This window comes from Capnocytophaga sp. oral taxon 863 str. F0517 (assembly GCF_000466425.1).
Classification (GTDB): Bacteria; Bacteroidota; Bacteroidia; order Flavobacteriales; family Flavobacteriaceae; genus Capnocytophaga.
The window spans coordinates 99,590-115,419 of the sequence record NZ_KE992164.1; the positions used below are offsets into that span (position 1 = coordinate 99,590).

Annotated in this window: 13 protein-coding genes; 2 read left to right on the top strand and 11 right to left on the bottom strand. The window is 46.0% G+C overall.

Going from position 1 to position 15,830, the window contains the following annotated elements:
• Positions 1-98: 98 nt before the first annotated feature.
• From HMPREF1551_RS08725 to clpB, 10 genes are all read right to left on the bottom strand, one after another.
• On the bottom strand, positions 99-2,681 hold the full coding sequence (locus tag HMPREF1551_RS08725; protein ID WP_021628745.1) for an outer membrane protein assembly factor: 2,583 nt from the start codon (positions 2,679-2,681) through the stop codon (positions 99-101).
• Position 2,682: 1 nt separating this feature from the next.
• A complete protein-coding gene (locus HMPREF1551_RS08730; protein ID WP_021628746.1) occupies positions 2,683-3,408 on the bottom strand; it encodes an isoprenyl transferase in 726 nt (241 codons plus the stop codon).
• Between the two features lie 72 nt (positions 3,409-3,480).
• The gene (locus tag HMPREF1551_RS08735) at positions 3,481-4,191 is read right to left on the bottom strand and encodes a DUF6089 family protein (protein WP_021628747.1); all 711 of its coding nucleotides are present in this window, start codon (positions 4,189-4,191) and stop codon (positions 3,481-3,483) included.
• 13 nt (positions 4,192-4,204) lie between these two features.
• Entirely contained in the window at positions 4,205-5,164 is a 960-nt protein-coding gene (locus tag HMPREF1551_RS08740) for a ribonucleotide-diphosphate reductase subunit beta (RefSeq protein WP_021628748.1), read from the bottom strand.
• Between the two features lie 68 nt (positions 5,165-5,232).
• Entirely contained in the window at positions 5,233-5,802 is a 570-nt protein-coding gene (locus tag HMPREF1551_RS08745) for a hypothetical protein (RefSeq protein WP_021628749.1), read from the bottom strand.
• A gap of 199 nt (positions 5,803-6,001) precedes the next feature.
• The gene (locus HMPREF1551_RS08750; RefSeq protein WP_021628750.1) at positions 6,002-6,526 is read right to left on the bottom strand and encodes a hypothetical protein; all 525 of its coding nucleotides are present in this window, start codon (positions 6,524-6,526) and stop codon (positions 6,002-6,004) included.
• Between the two features lie 50 nt (positions 6,527-6,576).
• Entirely contained in the window at positions 6,577-7,665 is a 1,089-nt protein-coding gene (dnaX, locus tag HMPREF1551_RS08755; RefSeq protein ID WP_155851620.1) for a DNA polymerase III subunit gamma/tau, read from the bottom strand.
• Positions 7,666-7,749: 84 nt separating this feature from the next.
• Positions 7,750-9,645 (bottom strand): ABC-F family ATP-binding cassette domain-containing protein, encoded by a 1,896-nt coding sequence (locus tag HMPREF1551_RS08760; RefSeq protein ID WP_021628752.1) that lies wholly within the window; start codon positions 9,643-9,645, stop codon positions 7,750-7,752.
• 107 nt (positions 9,646-9,752) lie between these two features.
• Positions 9,753-10,337 carry a nitroreductase family protein gene (locus HMPREF1551_RS08765; protein WP_021628753.1) on the bottom strand — a complete coding sequence of 195 codons (585 nt, stop codon included), beginning with the start codon at positions 10,335-10,337 and terminating at the stop codon, positions 9,753-9,755.
• Positions 10,338-10,439: 102 nt separating this feature from the next.
• Entirely contained in the window at positions 10,440-13,022 is a 2,583-nt protein-coding gene (gene clpB, locus HMPREF1551_RS08770) for an ATP-dependent chaperone ClpB (protein WP_021628754.1), read from the bottom strand.
• A 306-nt stretch (positions 13,023-13,328) separates the two neighbouring features.
• On the opposite strand from clpB, the gene HMPREF1551_RS08775 reads away from it, so the two are divergent.
• A complete protein-coding gene (locus tag HMPREF1551_RS08775) occupies positions 13,329-14,147 on the top strand; it encodes a HipA family kinase (protein WP_021628755.1) in 819 nt (272 codons plus the stop codon).
• Positions 14,147-14,998 (top strand): hypothetical protein, encoded by an 852-nt coding sequence (locus HMPREF1551_RS08780; protein WP_021628756.1) that lies wholly within the window; start codon positions 14,147-14,149, stop codon positions 14,996-14,998. Before HMPREF1551_RS08775 ends, HMPREF1551_RS08780 begins: the two co-directional genes overlap by 1 nt.
• On the opposite strand, the gene HMPREF1551_RS08785 is transcribed toward HMPREF1551_RS08780, so the two are convergent.
• The gene (locus HMPREF1551_RS08785) at positions 14,974-15,747 is read right to left on the bottom strand and encodes an ADP-ribosylglycohydrolase family protein (protein ID WP_021628757.1); all 774 of its coding nucleotides are present in this window, start codon (positions 15,745-15,747) and stop codon (positions 14,974-14,976) included. The two genes, HMPREF1551_RS08780 and HMPREF1551_RS08785, sit on opposite strands and share 25 nt — an antisense overlap.
• Between the last annotated feature and the right edge of the window lie 83 nt (positions 15,748-15,830).

Genomic DNA, 15,830 nt, shown 5'->3' on the forward strand with positions numbered 1-15,830 from the left:
AGTGAAAAGTGAATAACGAATAGTGAAAAGTGAAAAGTAATCAATCTCTTGTAGATATCAATCACTATTCACTTTTCACTATTTACTTTTCACTTTATTTAGAATTGTTGTCCTAAGATAAAGTGAGTTTCCCAACCGTGTGGGGTGGTGCGACCATTGATACCGTCGTAACCATAACCGAAGTCAAACCCTAAGAGACCGAGCATTGGCATAAAGATACGTATCCCGAATCCGGCAGAGCGCTTGATGTCGAAGGGGTTGAACTGAGAGAAGCTCCCAAAGGAATTGGCACCTTCGGCAAATACCAAGCCGTAGATAGAAGCCATCGGCTTGAGGGTGATCGGATAGCGCAATTCCAAAGAGTATTTGTTATAGACCACGTCCCCATCACGAGCGGAAAGGGACTGGTTGGGGTATCCTCTCATCTGTACATATTCACGTCCTTCGAGGGAGTTGTAGGTCATCCCGTCTCCCCCTACCATGAAGCGTTCGAAAGGTACGGTACCCCTATCTGCATTATAATAGCCTAAGTAACCAAAATCCACCGCAGGGCGTAGCACGAGCTTGTCCACCAGGTTCAGGTACCAGTTGCCTTGTAGGCGTAACTTATAGTATTCGAGCCACTTGAAGCGTTCTTGGTCAATCTCCCCTATGCGGTTGGTATTGCTAACGGCCTCGGCCTGCGCACGTTGCTCCATCAGGGACTTATAATCCACCCCATTGAATAAGGAATAAGGCGGGGTGAGCTTGGCGGTAAGGGTAAAGTCACTTCCTCCCATCGGGAAGATAGGGTTCGGCCCACTGGAACGCCTGCTTAGGGAGGCAGTATAGGAAAGCGCATTGGCGTGTCCGTTCCCGAAGGTAAAGAGGGTGGTGTTATAATTTCTTAGATCGTAATAGTTATAGCTTAGGTACTGTGCCAGCTGGAAATAGTCGTCGGGCACTTGGAGGCGCTTGGCCAATCCTAAGGTGAGACCGGTGATATAGAAACGTCTGTTCTTATCTACATCATAGGTATAATAGTTGTAATCATAGTTGACCGAATAGTTGAAGCTCACGGAGAACTGTACCGGCCTTTCGCCACCCCACCAGGGTTCCATAAAGGAGAAGCTACCCACTCTGTAGTATTTCCCTACACTGACATTCAGGGCGAGCTTCTGAGCATCTCCCATAGGAAGCGGCTTGTAGGACTTCTTGTCAAATATATTCTGTAGGGAGAAGTTATTGAAGTTCAGCCCCAGGGTTCCCATGAAGCCTCCTCCTCCAATACCTCCTTGTAGCTGTATTTGGCTGGAGGAGTTGTTGTCACTCAATCCATATTCCAAATCCACCGTTCCAGAGTTGGGGTCGGGGTTCTTGATCTGCGGGTTGATACTCTGCGGGTCAAAGATACCCAACTGGGAAAGCTCTCTTACGGTACGGATCACATCATCCTTGGAATAGAGGTAACCAGGGCGGGTACGCATCTCTCGGTAGATGACCCTATCGTTGGTGGTATTGTTACCGGTGACTGTTACATTATTAAAATGTGCCTGCTTGCCCTCATGGATACGGATCTCAAAGTTGATGGTATCATTGACCACCGAGGTCTCCACGGGATTGATTTGAGAGAAGAGGTAACCGGTATTTTGGTATAGGTTGGAGATACTGTTGGCATCGGGATTCTTAGGATCGTTGATACGGTTGCGCAATTGTACCCCATTGTAGACCTCTCCTTTCTTGAGTCCCAAGAGGTGGGCGAGCATTTGGTTGCTATAGATAGTGTTGCCCAAGAACTTGATGTCTCCGAAGTAGTACTTACGGCCTTCCTCCAAGGAGATCTTCAGGTCGATGTTTTCCTTACCATCATAGAGGGTATCGCTTTTGATACGGGCATCGCGATAACCATTCTCCTTATAGAAGTCAATGAGAGAGACGAGGTCTTCATTATACTTATCCTGCACATATTTGGAGCGCTTCCAGAAACGACCGAAGAAGCGTTGCTTGGTTTTCTTGAGCTGCTTGCGAAGCTTTCTCTCGGTGAATTTATCATTTCCCTCGAAGGCAATATGATTGATCTTCACCTTGTTACCTCGGTCAATACGGATAAGCATGCGTTCTTTGGTACCGAGAGAATCCACCGCTTGGGAGGTAATGTGTACCTTGGTATTGAGGAAGCCCTCCTTGCGATACTTATCCGTGATATAGGATTTGGTCTTGGCAATGAGGCTCTCGTTGAGTTTTTTTGTTACCTTGAGGTGTTCCTTGTCCAATTCTATTTTTTTGAGTAGCTCCTCTGCCTTTCTCTTTCGGATACCGTCGATTTTAACTTCAGTGAGTTCGGGCATTTCCTGAATAACGAACTCCAAGAACACCTTATTCCCTTCTGTTTTGGCGATATAGATATCAATATCGTTGAATACCTGATAGTTCCACAGCTTATGAATGATTTTGGTAAAACGTTCGCTGGGGATGGTAATCTTGTCCCCTACCTTCAGGCCAGAGGCTACAATGATTGTCTGTGCGTTGTAGTGCTTAGCTCCTTTGACCTCGATTCCCCCTATGATGAAGTCCTGCCCTCTTTCTAAGGCAGTGGGCTCCGTTGCTGCAATGGAGTCGGTGACCGCTAAGGTCTCAGGTGTTTCTTGGGCATAAGAGAGGTGGAGAAAGAGTATCCCAAAAATATATAGAAAATTTCTCATGTTAAAGTTGTTCGCTGGTTTTTCCAAATCTTCGTTCTCTGTTTTGATAGTTAGCCAAGGCTTTGCGCAACTCCTCTGGGGAGAAGTCCGGCCAAAGGATGTCGGTGAAGTAGAGTTCTGCATAGGCGATTTGCCAGAGCAGGAAGTTACTGATACGGCATTCGCCACTGGTACGAATCAGCAAGTCCACGGGGGGGATATTCTGGGTATAGAGTGTTTGCTGTATCAGCTCAGGGGTAATTTGTTGGGGGATGAGCAGGCCTTGCTGTACGCGCTGGGCAAGCTGCTGGGTCATCTGAAGGAGTTCCTGCTGTCCGCCATAGGCCAAGGCAAGGCTTACGGTAGTGCTGGTGTTGTTTTGGGTTTGCTCCATGGCTTTGTAGAGTTCCTTTCTCACCTTGGCGGGAAGGCTTTCTAGGTCACCAATGGCATTGAGGCGGATATTATTTTCCTGCATGATAGCCACCTCTTTCTTCAGGTAGCGTGACAATAAGTGCATGAGCGCCTCCACTTCGAGCTTGGGACGCTTCCAATTCTCAGTAGAAAAAGCATAAAGGGTAAGGTAGGGGATCCCTATTTCGGAGACCTCCTGAATGATTTCCCTAACTGTTTTAGCTCCTTTCTCATGGCCGAAGATACGGGGCTTGCCTTGTTGCTTGGCCCAGCGACCGTTACCGTCCATGATGATTGCCAAATGCTTAGGGAGCATTTCTTTATCTAAATTCATTGGCGTATATGCAAGTTACTATCAAGTGGCAAAGATATAATTTTTTTAGCACACCTGAAAAAGATTTATATCTTATTTGGCAAATTCAAAACAGTTACATTTCTTTGCTCCAAAGGTATAGGTCACATAAGCGGCTGAGATCATATACCAGTCGGAGGTATTGAGGTTACCAAACCAAAGCCCCTTACCGGACTTACTCCCATCGATATTGTTGGTAAAGGTATAGCGCATGCTCACCTCCGCTCCTATAAGGAAGCGCGAACCCCACAAGCGGGTCTTAAGCCCTACGGTGAAGGGGATTGCCCAGGATTCATCACGTTCAGGATAGCCCTGGTGCTTGGCCGCTTGCCCTGGAGAGAGATCATCAAAATAGAGGCGATCCATCTTGAAGAAATAGAAACCAGTATGTACATAAGGGGTAAAAAGAAGCTTGAAGGGGTCATGGGTATCAAAATGGAGAAAATCGTACTCCACTCCGGCGCCCATCTCCACCATGTTATTCTGGAATGAGAAGTCCCGGTACTCCCTGGCAGGGGTAGTAGCACGCTCGTCCTTATCCCAAAGCTGAAACCACTTGATGTCCGCACGCAGGGAAAGCTGCTTGCGCAAGTTCCGCTTATAGATAAGCCCCAAGGCTGGCTTGGTAGGATAGATATAATAGGTCGCTCCTATATCTGAAATAGGATTGGCCCCTCCAAAGACCACTCCTATTTCATTATATTGAGCGCTAACCTTGGTCAAGGCCAGCCATCCTATGATGAACCCCAATAGATACTTGTTCATTCCTTAGTTTTCATTAGAATAAGTCATTCGCTGTGATACTCTTATCATGCTTGGTATAGGCGGTAGGTCGCTTAGCGAAGAAGTCGTCCAATTCATTGACAAACACTTCCTCTTCGAACCATAGCATAGGAGCGGCCTCCTGAGCGGTGATGCCAAAAGGCTTGCCTAAATCGAGCTGAGTGAGGGCATCGTCCAGGCGGTAACGCATATAGTTGGCCAAGTCTTTCTTGGTGAAGAAAGAGAGTTCGCCTTCTTCGAAAATCCAGTCGAGCATCTTGTCCTCCAAGAGGATATAGTCGCGGATAAACTGGGTGGCTTCTTCTCTGGCTTTGGCACGGAAGTCAGGGTTTTCTTCAAAGATGGTCTTGAGGATGTAGATACCCGCATTGGCATGCACCTGCTCATCGATAGAAGTCCAAGCGATGATATTGGCGACATTCTTCATATACCCTTTGAAGCGAGTGAAAGAGAGAATGGTAGCAAACTGGCTAAATAGAGAGGCGTTCTCAATGATAAGGGTAAAGAACAAGATACGCTCCATGGCGTTTTCTCTGTTCTTAGCCAAGTATTCCTTAAGGATGCCATTTCTTTCCTTGAAAATCGGCACTTCTAAAAGGGTCTCGAACTCATTATTGTAGCCAAGTACCTCCAAAAGGCGTGAATAGGCCTCGGAGTGGCGGAACTCACATTCGGCAAAGGTAGCCCCTAAGCCATTGAACTCCGGCTTGGGAAAGATGTCATAGAGGTCGCCCCAAAAGGTCTTGACCGCTACTTCTACCTGTGCAATTCCCAAGAGAGCACGCTTAACGGCTTCTTTTTCTACCAAACTGAGATTGGACTTGAAGTCCTGTATATCAGCGGTAAATTCTACTTCTGAGTGCACCCAAAAGGTCTGGTGCATCATATCCACGAATTTCATTACTTCTGGATACTCAAAGGGCTTGTAATTCTCCCTTTTATCAAATATTCCCATCTTTTTTAATTGTTAATTGTCAATTGTTAATGATTAGTCACTGGTCACTAGTCATTGGTCACTAATCACTAGTCATTGGTCACTAAATAAAGGATATAGACTATAGCAGCGGCAATAAAGAGGTAAAAATACCATTTGAGAAAGTCAAGGGGACTTTTTTTAATAAACAGCGTATCTCTCTTGTCGCTGGCTTGTCCTTTTCTGTAGGTGGTTTGAGCTCCTTTTTTAGGGGTGTAGCCTGCTTTGGCTTCCATCTCTTCTATAGCTTTGGCATAGTTCTCTCTCATACGTGCTATATCAGCAGGGAGACCTTCAATAGGAGCAAAAACAGTTTTAATCCTCTCCCACATAGGATGGCCAGGGGTTACCTCTTCCTTTATACTTCCCTTGTGGTAGAAGAAGTGAGGATTCTCTCCATTGGGGTCAGCCTCAGCGGTGAAGCGTTCGGCAGTATCTGAGTAAGAAACACGCTTTACACGCTCGTTAATATCTGTCTCTTTTCCGAGAAAAAAATCATCAATGATGTCCTTGGCATCCTTCAGACCAATATGAGCGGTGTCCATCAGGAGCTTTACTGCGGCCAGCTTGTTGCCCTCATGGACAAGGGTCTTTATTTGTTCTATATCGGCAGGGGTCATAGTAAAAAATGAATGTGCAAAGTTAAAATATTTAGCAGGATCACACAAGAAAAAAGTGACTTTCTTATATCGAACTCACGTTAATTTAATGGTCAATGATTAATAGGGCTAATTGCCATTAGCCCCTACAAGGCACTTCAACACTGTTCACTGTTCATTGTTCACTATTCACTATTCATTGTTCACTGTTCACTGTTCACTAAAACTGTAGTCCCAATTCCCGAACGAAGGTTTCCAAGAAGGGGTTTTCCTCCTTCAGGGCGTTGTACTTCTCTTCCAAGGTATAAGGAATGGCCGCGGAGGCTGCTTCCTTGTTCAGGGTGATTTCCATGGTGACATGATAGTTCTTGAGCTGCTTGCGGATATAGTTCAGTAGCCTATCCTGCTGGGTGCGGATCTCTATATCGGCGATATTGGTACCCACCTCTATGGAGATGACATGGTCTTTTATAGGGGGAACCTTCTTCCCCAGATGGCTGATTAGCAGGTGTTCGCCTCGCTTGTCCAAGATGGCCAACATGCTGCTCCATACCCGCTCGAAATCCTCCAAGGAGTAGTCCTCCGCAGGGAGCTGCTGGCCTGCTGCTCCATGTCCGTCACGCAGCACAGCGGCTTCGCGCTTGAGCTGGATACTCTTGAGCGAGGTGGCCGAAACACTATGGGCTGGAGGAGGTGCCGTAGCAGCGGGGGCTGCTGCGGGGCTAACTTGCTGGGGAGTACCCACTTGGGCAACTTCTTGCTTGGGAGGCGCTTTGCGGAAAACCGTCGGAGGGATTATATATCCATCATTTTTTTTTTATCCCCTTCGTAGGTCAACGAGGCTAATTGCATCAGGGCGAGCTCTACCAAGAGGCGCGGGGTGCGGCTGGTCTTGTACTTGAGGTCGCAGTCGGAGGCGATCTCCAAGGCACGTACCAAGAAAGGAAAATCACACTTGGCCGTCTGCTCGGCATACTTCTTTTGGGTCTCTTCCCCGACCTCCATCAGGGCGATGGTCTTGTTGTTCTTGCAGACCATCAGGTCGCGGAAGTGCCCCGCCAGTCCTGAGATAAAGTGCTGTCCGTCAAAGCCATGGGCAAGGATACTATTGAACTCTACCAAGAGCTGAGGAATCTGGTTGGTTACTATTAGGTCGGTGATTTTAAAATAAGTATCGTAGTCCAAGACATTGAGAATCTCGGAGACCGCCTGTCGGGTGATATTTTTTCCACAGAAACTCACCACTCGGTCGAAGATAGAGAGCGCATCACGCATGGCGCCATCGGCCTTTTGAGCGATGATCTGAAGGGCTTCGTCTTCAGCCTCGAGGCCTTGCTCACCTGCGATATACTTGAGATACTCACGGGCATCACTGATGGTAATACGCTTGAAGTCAAAGATTTGGCAACGCGAGAGAATGGTCGGTATCACCTTGTGCTTCTCGGTGGTAGCCAGGATAAAGATGGCATGAGCGGGGGGTTCCTCCAAGGTCTTAAGGAAGGCGTTGAAGGCTGCATTGGAGAGCATATGCACCTCATCGATGATATAGACTTTATATTTGCCTATCTGGGGGGGGATACGTACCTGCTCGATGAGAGAACGGATTCCCTCCACACTATTGTTGGAGGCTGCATCCAGCTCAAAGATATTGAAAGCAAAGTCATTGTCCTTTTCGGAAGGGGTGTTCTTCTCATTGATTTTCTTGGCCAAGATACGGGCACAAGTAGTCTTGCCCACCCCTCTGGGGCCGGTAAAAAGCAAGGCCTGCGCCAGGTGGTCATTGGCGATAGCATTCTCCAAGGTATCGGTGATAGCCTTTTGTCCCACGACATCTCGAAAGGTCTGCGGACGGTATTTGCGAGCGGAAACGATGAAATTCATAATTAAGTGAAAAGTGAATAGTGAAAAGTGAATAGCTATTTGAGTGAACAGTGAATAGCAATATATTTACTATCCACTGTTCGTTCTTCACTGTTCACTAACCACTGTTATTATTTTCTCCCATTCCTCCATAAGGGCGTCAAGGGCGGCCTTCTTCTGGCCATATTGCTCCATAAGGGAGGGGGTGGGGTTTTGCTGTATTTGACTATCCATTTGGGCAATTTCTTTCTCTAAGTCAGCAATCTGGCGCTCTACCTTACTGAGCTGATTGGTGAGCTTCTTGCGCTCTTTCTGCTCCTCATAGGATAGAGGCTTTTCTTTCTCCAGGACGACCTCTTTCTTCTGCGGCTCTCCTTTTTCTATTTCTCGGAAGGAGGAGACAGCGCGCTGCTCTAAGTAGAAGTCAATATCACCGAGGTATTCCTTGATGGTATGATTCTTGAACTCATAGACCTTATCGGTAAGGCCGGTGAGGAAGTCACGGTCGTGGGAGACGATAATAAGGGTTCCCTCGAAGCGCTGGAGTGCCTGCTTGAGGACATTCTTGGAGGCGATGTCCAAGTGGTTCGTCGGCTCGTCCATCACCAACACGTTGAAGGAGGAAAGCAGCATCTTGGCCAGCGCCAAGCGGTTGCGTTCGCCTCCGGAGAGTACTTTTACTTTCTTCTCTACCTCATCACCACGGAAGAGGAAGGCGCCGAGGATATCGCGTACCTTGGTACGGTTGGAATCGTTGGCCGCATCCAGCATCGTGTCCAAGAGGGTGCGCTCTCCATCTAAGTAATGAGCTTGGTTTTGGGCGAAATAGCCTATTTCTACATTGTGCCCCAGGCGGATGGTACCCTCATAGGGGATCTCTCCTATGATCATCTTGGCCAAGGTGGTCTTCCCTTGTCCGTTCTGCCCCACAAAGGCAATCTTGGAACCACGCTCCACCAACAGGCTCACATCCTTGAGAATCAGCTTGTTATCATAACTCTTGCTCACATGGTCTATCTCCAAGACGACCTTACCGGGCTGTTGGGAGAGCGGAAAGCGTACGGACATGACCGCCGTTTCCTGCTCATCTACCTCGATGCGCTCTATACGGTCTAATTTCTTTATCAAAGACTGTGCCATAGAAGCCTTGGAAGCCTTGGCTCGGAACTTGTCGATGAGCTTTTCCGTTTGCTGAATCATCTTCTCCTGATTCTTTTGGGCAGCCAGCTGCTGGGTAATCATCTCCTTGCGAAGTTCCAAGAAAGCGGAATAAGGCTTAGGATAGTCGTAGATACGCCCTGCAACAATCTCGATGGTGCGGTTGGTGACATTGTCCAAGAACATCTTGTCGTGGGAGATGATCACCACCGCTCCGGGGAAGGTCTTGAGGAAGCCCTCGAACCAGATGATAGACTCTATATCAAGGTGGTTGGTAGGCTCATCCAGAAGGAGAATATCGTTCTTCTCCAAGAGGAGCTTGGCCAGCTCGATACGCATACGCCAGCCTCCGGAGAAGCTATCTGTCAGACGAGAGAAGTCCTCCCGAGAGAAGCCTAATCCTGATAGAATGCGCTCGGTATCTCCCTTATAGGTATAGCCCCCATGGATCTCATACTCATGGGTGAGGTCGTGCAAGCGGATAAGCAAGTCATTATAGCCCTCACTCTCATAGTCGGTACGGGTAGCCAGCTCATGGTGGATGCTATCGAGCTCCTCCTCCAAGCGCATAAGGGTCGTGAAGGCCTGATAAGCCTCTTGCAAAACGGTACGGCCAGCGACAAAGTCAATATCCTGCTTGAGGTAGCCAATCTTTGCATTTCGCTCCAGGGCAATGGTACCCGTATCAGGCGCTAATTCGCCCGAGAGCATCTTGAGCAAAGTGGATTTTCCTGCCCCATTTTTGCCAATAATACCTACCCTATCTCCCCCAACGAGCATAAAGGCCACCTCAGAGAAGAGCGTTTCTCCCTGAAAGGAGATGGATAAATCACTAACATTCAGCATAGTTGTATGATGTATAAGAGAGAGGGCAAAGGTAAAAATAATTTACCAAATAGCCAAAGAGTTGACAAGACGATTTCGTGCGAGACCTCTCGGGAGTGTCTTCTAAACTAAAGAATAACCGTTGTCTTTCTCTTCTTAGGGGTGCGGTCGGGTTGGTTGGAGTCTTCGGGATCACGATAACCGATAGCCACAGCAAAGAGGGTGTGGTAACCGTCCTGGGGTAGGTGCTTGTCGTATTCGGCAGGGAGGATACCCTCCATCGGAGTGGAATCGACTCCCATCGCGGCACAAGCTGCCAAGAAGTAGCCCAAGGCTACATATACTTGGTGTTCCATCCAGGATTGTACATGGCCTTCGCCTTGGCTTTTGATGTATTTGCTATAGAAAGCACGCCTTCCTTCAGAGACGTAAGAGGGGGCTTGCTCCTCGAAGCGCTCTACACTGTCCAATACTCGGAAAATAACGACATGGCTGGCCTGCCTCACCCGAGCCTCATTGATCAGAGAAAGGGGGGCAAAGACTTCATCCTTGCGCTGCCCATCCTCAAAGACAAACTCCCAAGGCTGACTATTGATAGAAGAAGGTGCCAAGCGAAGGATCTCCTTAAGCTGGTCAAGGGTCGGCTCGGCAATACGCGCTCCATTATACGCCTTGGTGGTATAACGGGTTTGGGCTATCTCAAAAAAATTCATAAAACAGGTGTTTTTTATCAGGCAAATATACGAATTTTATAGTATAAAACAAAAATAAGAGGTAAAACCTCTCGGTTTACCTCCTATTTCTTTCTTATTTACTTACTCTTTATTTCTGAAGACCAATCCATCATCGAAGGAGTCTATCAGGATAACGCTACCGGCCTTGATATTCCCCTTGAGGATTTCCTTGGAAAGGGCGTTCATCACCTCTTTCTGGAGGACACGCTTGACAGGACGAGCCCCAAATTGTGGGTCGTAACCGCGTTTGGCTAAGTAATCGATAGCCTCTGGGGTGGCCTCCAAAAGGATGTTCTCACGAGCTACCAAGCGGATAATGCTATTGAGTTGCAAACGTACAATCTGCTTAATATCTGCCTGGGTAAGTGGGGCAAACATCACTATATCATCTATACGGTTGATGAACTCCGGACGTACGGTCTCTTTGAGCAGTTGTAGTACCTCTTCTTTAGCCTTTTCGGTGGCTTCTTCTACATTCTTAATTTTCTCAAAACTTTCCTGAATAAGATGGCTACCCATATTGGAAGTCATGATGATAATCGTATTCTTGAAGTCGGCAGTACGACCTTTGTTATCGGTCAATCGGCCTTCGTCCAAGACCTGTAAGAGAATGTTGAAGGTATCAGGGTGCGCCTTTTCGATCTCATCGAGCAAGACCACAGAGTAAGGGCGACGACGTACCGCCTCGGTAAGCTGGCCGCCTTCGTCATAGCCCACATATCCCGGAGGTGCTCCCACAAGTCGGCTCACGGCATGCTTTTCCTGATATTCACTCATATCGATACGGGTCATCGCATTCTCATCATCGAAGAGGTATTCGGCTAAGGCCTTGGCCAATTCGGTTTTTCCGACCCCAGTGGTTCCCAAGAATAGGAAGGAGCCAATAGGTTTTTTAGGATCCTGCAAGCCCGCACGACTACGGCGAATCGCATCGGAAACGGCTGCAATGGCTTCCTCTTGGCCTACCACACGTTTGTGCAACTCTTCTTCCAAGAGCAAGAGCTTTTCGCGCTCACCTTGCATCATCTTGGTCACAGGCACCCCTGTCCACTTGGCAATCACCTCGGCGATGTCCTCGCGGGTAACCTCCTCTTTGATCATGGACATCTCATGGCCTTCCACTTCTTTTTGAAGACTTTCGAGCTTGGCCTCTTCTTGCTTGATCTTACCATAACGGAGCTCGGCTACCTTACCATAATTACCTTCACGTTCGGCACGTTCCGCATCTAATTTGTATTGTTCAATATTGTTCTTAACCGCCTGTATCTCATCCACTAAGGTCTTTTCTCCCTGCCACTTGGTAAAGAGTGCATTGCGTTCCTCCTTGAGGTTGGCCAAATCGGCATTGAGCGAGCGGAGTTTTTCGTCATCATTCTCCCGCTTGATAGCCTCTATCTCAATCTCCAACTGCATGATCTTACGATCCAGTACGTCCAATTCCTCTGGCTTAGAGTTGATTTCCATACGGAGCTTAGCAGCCGCTTCGTCCATCAGGTCAATCGCCTTATCGGGCAAGTAACGGTTCGGGATATAGCGCTGAGAGAGTTCCACCGCAGCGATAATGGCTTCGTCCTTGATACGCACCTTGTGGTGTGCCTCATATTTCTCCTTAATACCACGGAGGATAGAGATAGCACTCTCGGTATCAGGCTCTTCCACCATCACCTTTTGGAAACGACGCTCAAGCGCCTTGTCCTTTTCAAAATACTTCTGATACTCATCCAAGGTAGTAGCCCCAATGGCACGGAGTTCGCCACGTGCCAAGGCTGGCTTGAGGATATTGGCCGCATCCATAGCGCCTTCGCCTCCACCAGCACCTACCAAGGTATGGATCTCATCGATGAACAAGATAATATTCCCATCGGAGGAAGTCACTTCCTTCACTACTGATTTAAGTCGTTCCTCGAACTCCCCTTTGTATTTAGCTCCAGCGATAAGCGCTCCCATATCCAAGGAGTAGATGGTCTTATCTTTTAGGTTTTCAGGCACGTCTCCATTGACGATACGGTGTGCCAAGCCCTCGGCTATAGCGGTCTTACCGACCCCAGGCTCCCCTACCAACATAGGGTTGTTTTTGGTACGACGGGAAAGAATCTGAAGCACACGGCGAATTTCATCATCACGACCTATGACCGGATCCAGTTTGCCACTATGGGCGAGTTGGGTAAGGTTCTTCGCATATTTGTTGAGCGAGTTATAAGTATCCTCTGCTGAAGCGGAGGTTACACGCTCGCCCTTGCGGAGTTCGGCGATGACCTTTTCAAATTCTTTTTCAGTAACCCCTTGTTCCTTAAGGGCTTGCCCTACTTGGTTTTTGATTTTGAAGATTGCCAAGAGCAAATGTTCTACAGAGACATACTCATCGTTCATCTTCTTAGCGATATTGCTCGCTTCGGTGAGCACCTCCCCAGCGACACGGGAGAGGGACATCTGTCCACCTTGTACCTTAGGATAGGAAGCCAAGGCTTTTTCTACCACCTGATTAAGAGTAGTGGTATTGACTTGCAACTTTTTAAGGATAAAAGGCAGTACATTGTTGTCCACCTCTTGTATTCCCTTGAAGATATGTTCCACTTGGATATCTTGCTGACCGAGACCCTGAGCCAGTTGCTGCGCCCTCTGAATGGCCTCTTGGGACTTAATGGTATAGTTATTAAAATTCATTTTCTTTAATTGTTAATGGTTAATGGTTAATACTTAACGATTAATGACAAGTGACGAATGACGAATCACTGTTCATTTTTCACTCTTCATTCAACAACTGTTCCAAAGTTAAAAATATGACAAATTGTCAGGTTTTGAGATGGATTTTTGAGCGATAATAGTTATTAATATTGGTTATTAAGATGTTACAGAGTGAAAAAATGACAGGATAAGTAAAAACCTAAAAAACACCGACTATCATTTGCTTTCTTCAGAAATATGAATTATTTTTGCATCCATAATCAGTAAGTGTAAAACAATACGCTTTTGAAAAAATTAAAATCCATACAGCCTATTGCCAAAAGATATGCCACTTATGGAAGTAGCCCTATTCTGATATTAGGAAGTGATTTGAATTATTGGGTTTGTAAATACAAAGATGTGAATAAACTCTTTAATGAATTATTGGCCTATCATTTTGCTTGCCTTTGGCATATAAATATCCCTGAAAGCGCTCTCATTGAAATTGATTATGAAAAACATGTACTCCCTTTTGAAGATAGACAGGGGTTAGTGCGCCTATTCTTTGAAAGAGAGTGTTTCGGTTCTTCTTTTTTAGAAAAGGCCTTTGATATCCATCAATTTATACTTACCAATGCAGATGTTACGAGAAAAATTAAAAACAAAGAAGATTTTTTGAAAATCGCATTATTTGATATTTGGTTATCTAATGAGGACAGAAATCAGGGAAACTATAATCTTTTGCTACAAAGTGTAAAAGGTGGGTATATGTTGTTATATATCATTGATAATACAGATATTTTTAACTCCTCAATGGCTTATGGAAATACTATCACCGAACTTACTCAAGAAGATAGTCTCCTAAATTCAGCCTTAGCAACCCTCTTATTTGGGGAAGATAGCAGACTTAGCCAGAAAGTAGATCTCTTACTCAAAGATTTTTACCTGTTCGTAGAAGAGTGTCAAAGAAATCTCCCCTCTATATTGGATGCTGTCCCTCAAAAATGGAAAATAGACATAGCAAATTATCATACTAAAATAAATATGATATTTTCTCCCCAATGGCTTGAAATTTGTGAGCATACATTTAGAGAATATGTACAAACCTTTATAATTTCTAAATAATGGAAACATTGCTTTGCCCTATCTATCTATCAACCAATGCTTTATCCAATGATAGATTTAGCATTGGGCTTATTATGGCTTGTCAAAATACTTTATTCTTCAACTATTCTGAAGAGAAGCTAAACAAAATCAAGCACTTATTCCCTTCAGAGACCTATAGTGTGATCAAGCTCTATCTAAAATCTATATATAAGAGCCTTTATGCTGATGATACCGCTTCTCTTTTAAATAGAGAGGAATTGCTACAACAATGGGTAAATGAGGGCTATTTGTCCTATTTAGAAAGATATAGTAATAATTCTGTTCTTTTTGGAAAAACAACAAAGGTTGCCATACCGCTCTCAGAGGAAGTCTTTAAGAAATTCTTTGAAATGTATGTCTTCCATTATCCTATTTCTGTAGAAAAAGAGGCTTTTATGGATATTACAAAAAAACCTATGGCTGTTACTTTCTACAAAGAGATAGAGGAGAAAGTCAATTTGGATAAAGAACTAACACCCTTGGATATAGAAAATTTACTTGTCAATACAAAAGTTAATTTCATAGGAAAAAATACCGTCCCCACAGCAGGAAATATGCTCAATCTACAGAAAGGTATTCAGCATATTGGGCATAGTATCAATAGTTTTATTTCCTTAACAAAAGTCTTGGACAGCAATGAAAATACAAAGGGGGTATATTACCTCATTGGGGAAGAACCTAACAAGGCTCTTACTGCAAATCATAGACTATGGCAGGAACTACGAAATACTAAAATCGTAAAGTATGTTGAACTTAAGGATATTGGAGAGATAAGCGCATACCTAACCCAACATGAAGTTTCGCCTTACTTCCTTCCCACTTCGTGCTGAAACTCCCGCACCACTTCCCTAAACTCCTTAGGCAGGTAAGTCAGAGCTTGGGCTTCTATATCGGCAGGAATACCATAATAAGCCTCTGCAATACCGCCGGTGATGGCGGCCAAAGTATCACTATCGCCCCCTATGGAGACCGCTAAGCGTAGAGCACTCTCAAAGTCATGGCTTTCTAAAAAGCAGATAAAGGCTTGGGGAACCGTGCCTTGGCAGGTCTCATCGAAGGAATAGCTAGCTCGTAAGGCCTCACAGCTGTTGGAGAGGTCATAGCCATAGGTTTGGGTAGCGATTTGCCTAATCTCTTCCTTGCTGCTACCACCAAGCGCCAAAGCGATCGCATGGGCGACACACTGGGCGCCCTTGATCCCTTCAGGGTGGTCATGGGTACAAGCAGCACTCTTCTGAGCGGCCTCAAGTACCTCATCCAAACTACCGAGCCAACCGCAGGGGGCTACTCGCATGGCGGAGCCATTGCCAAAACTGTGATACGGCTGCGGGTCTGCACTATGCACCCACTGGGCAAAGCGCGCCCCATAGGCTCCCATAGGGCTGGGGTACTTCCTACACCAATAGAGCAGACTATCCTTAAAAGATTCTTTTAGAAGAAGGGCATCGGCTACTGCGATGGTACATATCGTATCATCGGTAAAGTTGTTATAAGGAGTAAATAACTCAAAATCAGTAGTATGAATATTGGCAAACTCATAGCGGGAGCCTACAATATCACCTATAATAGCACCTAACATAGCGGATAATGATTAATGAATAGTGAATAATAATTAATGACCAATAACTAATCCTCTTTGGTATTAGTTATTGGCCATCAAGA

Bases quoted from the DNA above. Each gene is read 5' to 3' on its own strand.
- HMPREF1551_RS08730 (WP_021628746.1), bottom strand. From the start codon at position 3,408: ATGAATTTAGATAAAGAAATGCTCCCTAAGCATTTGGCAATCATCATG.
- HMPREF1551_RS08740 (WP_021628748.1), bottom strand. From the start codon at position 5,164: ATGGGAATATTTGATAAAAGGGAGAATTACAAGCCCTTTGAGTATCCA.
- clpB (WP_021628754.1), bottom strand. From the start codon at position 13,022: ATGAATTTTAATAACTATACCATTAAGTCCCAAGAGGCCATTCAGAGG.
- HMPREF1551_RS08760 (WP_021628752.1), bottom strand. From the start codon at position 9,645: ATGCTGAATGTTAGTGATTTATCCATCTCCTTTCAGGGAGAAACGCTC.
- HMPREF1551_RS08785 (WP_021628757.1), bottom strand. From the start codon at position 15,747: ATGTTAGGTGCTATTATAGGTGATATTGTAGGCTCCCGCTATGAGTTT.
- HMPREF1551_RS08765 (WP_021628753.1), bottom strand. From the start codon at position 10,337: ATGAATTTTTTTGAGATAGCCCAAACCCGTTATACCACCAAGGCGTAT.
- HMPREF1551_RS08725 (WP_021628745.1), bottom strand. From the start codon at position 2,681: ATGAGAAATTTTCTATATATTTTTGGGATACTCTTTCTCCACCTCTCT.
- HMPREF1551_RS08780 (WP_021628756.1), top strand. From the start codon at position 14,147: ATGGAAACATTGCTTTGCCCTATCTATCTATCAACCAATGCTTTATCC.
- HMPREF1551_RS08745 (WP_021628749.1), bottom strand. From the start codon at position 5,802: ATGACCCCTGCCGATATAGAACAAATAAAGACCCTTGTCCATGAGGGC.
- HMPREF1551_RS08735 (WP_021628747.1), bottom strand. From the start codon at position 4,191: ATGAACAAGTATCTATTGGGGTTCATCATAGGATGGCTGGCCTTGACC.